This window comes from Nonomuraea sp. SBT364 (assembly GCF_001083785.1).
Lineage (GTDB): Bacteria > Actinomycetota > Actinomycetes > Streptosporangiales > Streptosporangiaceae > Nonomuraea.
On record NZ_LAVL01000264.1, the window covers coordinates 1 to 7,747 of the forward strand.

At 69.5% G+C, this 7,747-nt stretch carries 9 protein-coding genes and 1 pseudogene; 7 read left to right on the forward strand and 3 right to left on the reverse strand.

Features of this window, described 5'->3' with window-relative positions:
• A pseudogene (locus tag ADY59_RS45590) lies at positions 1-433 on the reverse strand (hypothetical protein); the annotation flags it as partial.
• 101 nt (positions 434-534) lie between these two features.
• On the opposite strand from ADY59_RS45590, the gene ADY59_RS45595 reads away from it, so the two are divergent.
• Complete coding sequence (locus ADY59_RS45595) at positions 535-1,500, forward strand: 4-hydroxy-3-methylbut-2-enyl diphosphate reductase (RefSeq protein WP_049577073.1); 966 nt, start codon at positions 535-537, stop codon at positions 1,498-1,500.
• Positions 1,501-1,528: 28 nt separating this feature from the next.
• On the opposite strand, the gene ADY59_RS45600 is transcribed toward ADY59_RS45595, so the two are convergent.
• Complete coding sequence (locus ADY59_RS45600; protein WP_049577076.1) at positions 1,529-2,038, reverse strand: DUF6542 domain-containing protein; 510 nt, start codon at positions 2,036-2,038, stop codon at positions 1,529-1,531.
• A gap of 15 nt (positions 2,039-2,053) precedes the next feature.
• Entirely contained in the window at positions 2,054-3,319 is a 1,266-nt protein-coding gene (locus ADY59_RS45605; protein WP_049577088.1) for a DNA recombination protein RmuC, read from the reverse strand.
• Positions 3,320-3,379: 60 nt separating this feature from the next.
• On the opposite strand from ADY59_RS45605, the gene ychF reads away from it, so the two are divergent.
• From ychF to ADY59_RS45635, 6 genes are all read left to right on the forward strand, one after another.
• Positions 3,380-4,456 (forward strand): redox-regulated ATPase YchF, encoded by a 1,077-nt coding sequence (gene ychF, locus ADY59_RS45610; RefSeq protein ID WP_197094172.1) that lies wholly within the window; start codon positions 3,380-3,382, stop codon positions 4,454-4,456.
• Positions 4,457-4,465: 9 nt separating this feature from the next.
• On the forward strand, positions 4,466-5,188 hold the full coding sequence (locus ADY59_RS45615) for a class I SAM-dependent DNA methyltransferase (protein ID WP_049577080.1): 723 nt from the start codon (positions 4,466-4,468) through the stop codon (positions 5,186-5,188).
• A 79-nt stretch (positions 5,189-5,267) separates the two neighbouring features.
• The gene (locus ADY59_RS45620; RefSeq protein WP_156326146.1) at positions 5,268-5,567 is read left to right on the forward strand and encodes a hypothetical protein; all 300 of its coding nucleotides are present in this window, start codon (positions 5,268-5,270) and stop codon (positions 5,565-5,567) included.
• Between the two features lie 659 nt (positions 5,568-6,226).
• On the forward strand, positions 6,227-6,931 hold the full coding sequence (locus ADY59_RS45625) for a conjugal transfer protein (protein WP_231619206.1): 705 nt from the start codon (positions 6,227-6,229) through the stop codon (positions 6,929-6,931).
• An 81-nt stretch (positions 6,932-7,012) separates the two neighbouring features.
• The gene (locus ADY59_RS45630) at positions 7,013-7,258 is read left to right on the forward strand and encodes a hypothetical protein (protein ID WP_231619207.1); all 246 of its coding nucleotides are present in this window, start codon (positions 7,013-7,015) and stop codon (positions 7,256-7,258) included.
• Positions 7,259-7,312: 54 nt separating this feature from the next.
• Positions 7,313-7,747, forward strand: a 435-nt coding sequence (locus ADY59_RS45635) for a conjugal transfer protein (protein WP_049577085.1), incomplete at its 3' end; no start/stop codon positions are given.

Genomic DNA, 7,747 nt, shown 5'->3' on the forward strand with positions numbered 1-7,747 from the left:
CCCCGGCCGCCAAGCCCGACCCGGAGCCCCAGCCCGCGGCCTTGGGGGCCGCGGGCTGGGGCTCCGGGTCGGGCTTGGCGGCCGGGGTGAAGATGACCGGGTCGGGCTTGGTCTTGGAGGTGCCGTTGGGCGAGGCGGCTTCGGGGCGGGGCGCGAAGATGACCGGCTCCCTGCGGGCCGGCTTGTCCTCCTCGACGGCCACCGCGTCGGCGGCCTGCGGGCGGGAGTCGTGCCCCTCCTGCTTCTCCTCTTCTTCCTTGCTCGCCAGCCCCTTGATCGAGTTCTTCACCCGGTCGACGAACAGGAGGGCCTGCCCGGCGATGCTGAGCGTGCCCTGGACGACGAGGAGCGGCAGGTCACGGGCCCTGCCCTTGATCTCGTCCTTGTCGGTGACGGTCTTGGTGATGTTGCGTATCACGTCGCTGAGGGACATGTACGTCTCCCTGGGAGGTCAGTATTGGACGGTCAGTCTGGCAAACGGCGGGCAACCACGCACGCTCGGGCCCGCTGGCCGTTCCACGTAGCATAAGAAGTATGGAGCCCCAGACCACCACTTCCCGCCGAGTCCTCGTGGCCAGGCCGCGCGGTTACTGCGCCGGAGTCGATCGAGCCGTCGTCGCGGTCGAGAAGGCTTTGGAGCAGTACGGCGCGCCCATCTACGTGCGCAAGCAGATCGTCCACAACACGCACGTGGTCAAGACCCTGGAGGCCAAGGGGGCCATCTTCGTCGAGGAGACCGAAGAGGTGCCCGAAGGCGAGATCGTGGTGTTCTCCGCGCACGGGGTCTCGCCCGCCGTGCACGGCGAGGCCAAGGAACGCGGTCTGCGCACCATCGACGCGACGTGCCCGCTGGTGACGAAGGTGCACAACGAGGCCAAGCGTTTCGCCGGCCAGGACTACGACATCCTGCTCATCGGGCACGAAGGGCACGAGGAGGTCGAGGGCACCTCCGGTGAGGCGCCCGACCACATCCAGCTCGTCGACGGCCTCGACTCGGTCGACCGCGTCCAGGTGAAGGACCCGAGCAAGCTGGTCTGGCTGTCGCAGACCACGCTCTCGGTCGACGAGACCACCGAGACCGTCGCCCGGCTCAAGGAGCGCTTCCCCACGCTGATCGACCCGCCGAGCGACGACATCTGCTACGCCACGCAGAACCGGCAGATCGCCGTCAAGGAGATCGCCGCCCTGTCGCAGCTCGTGATCGTCGTCGGCTCCGAGAACTCCTCCAACTCCAAGCGCCTGGTCGAGGTGGCCAAGGACTACGGCGCCGACGCCTCCTACCTGGTCGACAACGCCACGTTCATCCGCGACGAGTGGCTCGACGGCGTCACCACGGTCGGCGTGACCAGCGGCGCGTCCGTGCCGGAAGAGCTGGTCGAGCAGGTGCTCGCGAAGCTGGCCGGCCACGGGTTCGGCGACGTGGAGGAGGTCGAGCCGGTGCACGAGAGCATGCGCTTCGCCCTGCCGCACGAGCTCCGCAAGGACCTGCGCGCGTCCTGACGCGACGCCCGTACGTGATCCGTACGGGCTAGTCGTCGTTGCGGGGGGTGCCGTAGACCTTCGGCTCGAAGTAGCCCTCGGGCTCGGGGACGAACGGCTGGCGCGGGCGCGGCACCTCGGCGCCCGCCCGCAGCTCCTCGCGCAGCTCCCGCACGTTGTCACGCAGCCCGCGCCCCCACGCGACGCCGAGCACGACGGCCGACCCGGCGAACAGCCAGGGCGCGCCGCGTGACAGCGAGCTGTAGAGGCCCAGCGCCAGCGACTGCACGATGCCCACGGAGCTGAGCGCCCGGCCCAGCTCCACGAAGAGGGTCGCCACGAAGAACACCAGCGGCGGCGTGACGACCAGCGACAGCAGCTCGCGCGGGTTGACGAGGATCACCGCGAGCAGACAGGCCACCACGAACGCGACCCCGACCAGCGCCTCGATGCCGGCGACCGCGGCCAGCACGTAACCGGCGAGCGTGGCGAGCAGCGTGAGCGCGATGGCGCCGCGGGCGGTCAGCCTGACGGCAGATCTCTTGCCTTTCCCGGTCACTGGACCCGCCCCCCTTTATTGCGACCCGTTGGCCAACTTACCGTTCGTGTGCGGGAGGAGAGACGTGGTTTCGAGCAGTTCGGGGGAGGCCAGGGGCCTGGGCACGCCCTCGAGCGTCTCGGGCGCGGCCAGCTCGCCGTCGACCACGCCCAGATCGTGCAGCTTGCGCGCGGTGACGAGGACGCGGGTCTCCAGGGAGCCGACCGTCTTGTTGTACGCCTCCACGGTACGCGTCAGCGAGCGGCCGAGCGACTCCACGTTGCGGCCCATCGACGACAGCCTTTCGTACAGCTCCTTGCCCAGCTCGAACACCGCGCGGGCGTTCTCGCTGAGCGCGGCCTGCTGCCAGGCGTACTGGGCGGTGCGCAGCATCGTGATCAGCGTGGTGGGCGTGGCGATGTGCACCCGGCGCGTCATCGCGTACTCCAGCAGCCCGGGGTCGCGCTCCAGCGCCGGCGACAGGAACGCCTCACCCGGGATGAACAGCACCACGAACTCGGGCGACGGGTTGAACGCCTGCCAGTAGCTCTTGGCCGCCAGCCGGTCGATGTGCTCGCGCACGTGGCGGGCGTGCGCGTCGAGGCGTACGGAGGCCAGCGACTCGTCGCCGGCCTCGGCGGCCTCCAGGTAGGCGGCGAGCGAGACCTTGGAGTCGACCACGATGTTCTTGCCGCCGGCCAGCCGCACCACCATGTCGGGCCGCATCGCGCCCTCGGTGACCTGCTCGTCGAAGTCGCAGTGGCGCTGCATCCCGGCGATCTCGGCCACGCGGCGCAGCTGCATCTCGCCCCAGCGTCCGCGCGCCTCGGGCCGTTGCAGCGCGCGGACCAGCGCCGTCGTCTGCGCGCGGAGCTGTTCGTGGCTCTGCCTGACGAACTCCATCTGCTGCGTCAGCTCGGCGCTCGCCGCTCGCCGCCCCGACTCGGTGTCGCGCAGCTGGGACTCCACCCGGGCCAGCGCGTCCTTCAGCGGCTCCACGAGGTGCTCCACGGCCTGCCTGCGCTGGTCGAGGTCGCCGGTCGCCTCGGCGCGGGTGGCCGCCATCCGGGTCTCGGCCAGCTCCAGGAACCGGAGGTTGTTGACGTCGAGGGCCCGGGTGGACAGGGCCTGGAAGCGCTCGGCCAGTTGTTCCTCGACGTAGACGAGCTTGTCGGCGGCGGCCTTGGCGCGCGCGTCGGACTCGGCCACCCGCACCGCCGCCCGGGTCCGGGCCACCAGGAATCCGATGACCGCGCCGACGAGCAGGCCGATGAGGAGCGAGACGACATCCATCGCATCCATGATGGCAGCCCGGCCCCGTCCGGACCGGCGCCGACACGCGAGCAAGTAAACTCGCTGGACGTGAGCCTCTCAATCGGCATCGTCGGCCTGCCCAACGTCGGCAAGTCCACGCTTTTCAACGCGCTGACCAAGACCGGCAACGCCCTGGCGGCGAACTATCCGTTCGCCACGATCGAGCCCAACGTGGGCATCGTCGGCGTGCCCGACGAGCGGCTGCCCGTGCTGGCCAAGATCTTCGACTCGGCCCGGATTCTGCCGGCCAAGGTCGAGTTCGTGGACATCGCCGGGCTGGTCAAGGGCGCTTCCGAGGGGCAGGGCAGGGGCAACCAGTTCCTCGCCAACATCCGCGACACCGATGCGATCTGCCAGGTGATCCGGGTCTTCGGCGACCCCGACGTGACGCACGTCGACGGCGAGATCTCCCCCAAGCGCGACATCGAGACGATCAACACCGAGCTGATCATGGCTGACCTGCAGACGGTCGAGAAGGCGATCCCGCGCCTGCAGAAGGAGTCACGCCACAACAAGGACAAGAAGGGCGCGCTGGAGGCCGCGGAGGCCGCGCTCAAGGTCCTGGAGACCGGCCGGACCGTCTTCGAGGCCCAGCTCGACGGCGAGGACCTGCGCGAGCTCCACCTGCTGACGGCCAAGCCGTTCCTCTACGTGTTCAACCTCGACGCCGACGAGCTGGTCGACGACGACCTGCGGGCCCAGCTGTCGGCCCTGGTCGCCCCTGCCGAGGCGGTGTTCCTCGACGCCAAGATCGAGTCCGAGCTGGTGGAGCTCGACGACGAGGAGGCGCTGGAGCTGCTGCAGTCGGTCGGGCAGCAGGAGTCGGGCCTGTCGCAGCTCGCGCGGGTCGGCTTCGAGACGCTCGGGCTGCAGACCTACCTGACGGCCGGGCCCAAGGAGACCAGGGCCTGGACGATCCGCAAGGGCGCCACCGCGCCCGAGGCCGCCGGCGTCATCCACACCGACTTCCAGCGCGGCTTCATCAAGGCCGAGGTGGTCTCGTTCGACGACCTGGTGGAGGTCGGCTCGATCGCCGGCGCCCGCTCGGCGGGCAAGGCCCGCATCGAGGGCAAGGACTACGTGATGCGCGACGGCGACGTGGTGGAGTTCCGCTTCAACGTCTAGCGTGGGGCCGTGCCTGACGCGATCTTCGCCGAGCCCCGGCTGGCCCGGATCTACGACCCGCTCGATCCCGATCGACGCGACCTCGACGCCTATGTGGCGATGGTGGCCGAGTTCGGCGCGCGGCGGGTCCTCGACGTCGGCTGCGGCACCGGCACGTTCGCGTGCCTGCTGGCCGCGCGCGGGGTCGAGGTCGTCGGCGTCGACCCGGCCGAGGCGTCGCTGGAGGTGGCGCGCGCCAAGTCGGGCACGGTGCGGTGGATCTTGGGGGACGCCACCACGTTGCCGCCGCTGCGGATGGATCTGGCCACGATGACGGCGAACGTGGCGCAGGTCTTCCTCACCGACGACGACTGGCGGGCGACGCTGCGCGGCATCAGGGCGGCGCTGCGGCCGGAGGGCGTGCTGGTCTTCGAGGTCCGCGACCCGGCACGGCGCGCCTGGCGGGAGTGGACACGGGCGCGCACGTTCAGGCGCGCCGGCCTCCCGGGCGTCGGCGAGGTGGAGACCTGGTGCGACGTGCTGGACGTGTCCGGCGGACTGGTCACCTTCCGGCACACGTACGTCTTCGCCTCCGACGGGGCCGTGGTCACCTCCGACTCGACGCTGCGCTTCCGGGAGCGGGACGAGGTCGAGCGGTCCCTGCGCGAGTCGGGCTACCGGATCGAGGACGTGCGCGACGCGCCCGACCGGCCGGGCCTGGAGTTCGTTTTCGTCGCCCGCACAGTTGCCTGAGGGACAACTTCCGCGTCAACCACTTGGCGAGTTTGCGCGTCGAATCGTCACGGCGTTCACGCTGAATCGGGAGGCCCTCATGATCCGTCGCATCATCCGCAGACGTCGTCCGGTGCCCAAGCTCGCGGGCATCAGCCTGGAGGAGGAGCTCGCCCTGCTCAGGGTGGAGCTCATGTACGGCCTGCGGGTCAACCGTGAGGCGTATCTGCGCAGGAAGGTCGACGAGCGGGAGGAACTGGCCACCCGCATGCGCGGCGGCGACGCCAAGGTGATGCTGGCGGAGCTGCGCGGCTCGCTGGAGCGCGCGGTGCCGCCGACCGTGGTGGATCTGCGCAGCCGCCGGCGGCCGGTCGGCGAGCAGGACCCCGAGCCGGCCTGACCCCCTATACGGACGTGCCGCCTGCCCGCTGCCGGGCAAGGCGGCCGTTCCTGTTTTGAGCGAGAAATCGCAGGTCAGAGTGCCTCTGGCGCTATATGGACAGGAATTCGTGGCTGCCGGGTTATGCGTTTTTAGGTCTCTGGCCTGGTCGAATGCCCATTCGGCAGGGAACGCACACAAGTCGGCGCTCCGATGCGTCCCATGCGCACTCGGTTTGCCCCTGGACGGCGATGCCTGCAGCATGGGCGTGGCTTTCCTGGAACAATGGCGGAGACCGGATAGGGTGACTGCTTCACCGCGGATGATGGGGATCGGCAACGGACGACACCGCGCCACCCGGGGGGATTGGCGCGAGCGGAGGCATGATGGCTCGTAGGTCAACCGTCCAGCACGGTCCTCGGATCGCTGGCGACCCCGAGCTTTCCGTACGCTCAGAGCAAGACTTCGACGCGCCGCCTCCACGCAGGCCGCGACGCGGAGGTTGGTCGGGTGGCGGCGGGCGATGGCTGGTGTGGACCGGGCGCATCATTCTCTGGGCGCTTATTGTGGTTATCGTGGTGAATGGGATCCGTGCCCCTTTTGAGCGGTTTACCGGCCAAAACGCCGCCGCTCCGAATACGGCTGCGCAGCCCAGCAGCGCCTTCCCGGCGGACCGCGGCATGGCGTTCGCCGCGCAGTTCGCCGGGGTTTACCTGAATTTCAGCCCCGAAGACGCCGTGAGCAGGTCGGGCAAGCTGGCCGCGTTCATGGCCGACGGCATGGACCAGCAGATGGGCTGGGACGGCAACGGCAAGCTCGGCGCCGTGGCGATCCAGCCGTACGACATCCAGGTCACCGACGACAACAACGCGGTTGTCACTGTCGCGTTCCAGTCGGGGTCGCGCAGGCTCCACCTGTCCGTGCCGATCTACTACGCGGACGACAGGTTCGTCGTCTCCGGCTGGCCCGCGATCCTGCCCGCTCCCGCCCCGGCCGAGCTGCCCCAGGTGGCCGAGCCCGAGAGCGACGACGTCGCGGCCGCCGAGCTCAAGCCGCAGCTGGAGGGCTTCTTCCGCTACTACGCCCTGGGCAACACCGCGGAGCTGCAGCGCTACGTGACCGCGGGCACGAGCCTGCCGACCTTCGCGGGGGCCTTCACCTTCGGCGAGCTCAAGAGTGTCGTGGTGCCTGTGGGGGGTGCCACCCGTGAGATCCAGGCGGTCGTGGTGTGGATCGTGCCCGACGGCACGCCGCCCGCGGACGAGGCCACCAACCCCGACTCGGTGGCCGGCCGCCTCCAGCAGGCCTATCGCCTCACTGTCGAGAAGCAGGGCGACAAGTGGTACGTCGACGACATCCGCGGTGCCGGTAGGGCCGTTGGGTAGACGCACGACCGCGCTGCTGATCGGCACCCCCCGGGAGGACAAGAAGTGATCTTGAAAACCATAGTGCTCAATCTCATCGAGATGACACCGACACCCGCACCGACGGGCGTCAACACCGAAGGACTCGCCGAGTTCCTGCGCGCGTTCTTCGCCCCGCTGTTCCTCGTCGTCGTGTCCGTGGTCGCGCTGTTTTTCCTCTTCACCCGTGAGATCACGCGATTCGTCCAGTTCCTGATCCTGGCCGTGGCCATCGGCGTGATCTTCTACGTGCCCAACATCATCGAGGTGACCGCCAAGGCGATCGCGGGCGCGCTGGGCATCCAGTGAGGGTTGGGACCGCCTCAACGCGGTCATGAACGAGCGGGTGGAGAGGAGGACCGCGTGGACCTGCCCACGTACACGAACATCTGGCGTATCGAGAAGCGGCTCTACAAGCTGTACGACCTACGGCTGCCCATGCCGCTGCCCATCGTCTGGATCGGCGTGTTCGTCGGCGTGTTCGTGCCGTGGTCGCTCCTGCTCTGGCTGGTCGGCGTGCCCGTGGAGATGCCGTGGCACGTCCTCTTCCTGGTCCCGCCGGGGATCGTCACCTGGCTGTCCACCCGGCCCGTCATCGAGGGCAAGCGACTGACGGAGCTGCTGGAGTCCCAGCTGCGCTACCTGGGGCAGCCGCGCGCCTGGTACCGGCTGTCGCCGGCCGCCGAACCGGAGACGATCACCTTCTCCGGCCGCGTCTGGCACGCCACGCCCAAGCGGGTACGGGTCAAGACCCCCCGCAAGGCCCGCCAGCCCCAGCGCAAGCGCACCGCCGACCGG

Excerpts from the sequence above, each read along its gene's own strand:
- ADY59_RS45595 (WP_049577073.1), top strand. The coding sequence starts at position 535 with ATGGAGCCCCAGACCACCACTTCCCGCCGAGTCCTCGTGGCCAGGCCG.
- ADY59_RS45630 (WP_231619207.1), top strand. The coding sequence starts at position 7,013 with ATGACACCGACACCCGCACCGACGGGCGTCAACACCGAAGGACTCGCC.
- ADY59_RS45605 (WP_049577088.1), bottom strand. The coding sequence starts at position 3,319 with ATGGATGCGATGGATGTCGTCTCGCTCCTCATCGGCCTGCTCGTCGGC.
- ADY59_RS45625 (WP_231619206.1), top strand. The coding sequence starts at position 6,227 with ATGGCGTTCGCCGCGCAGTTCGCCGGGGTTTACCTGAATTTCAGCCCC.
- ADY59_RS45620 (WP_156326146.1), top strand. The coding sequence starts at position 5,268 with ATGATCCGTCGCATCATCCGCAGACGTCGTCCGGTGCCCAAGCTCGCG.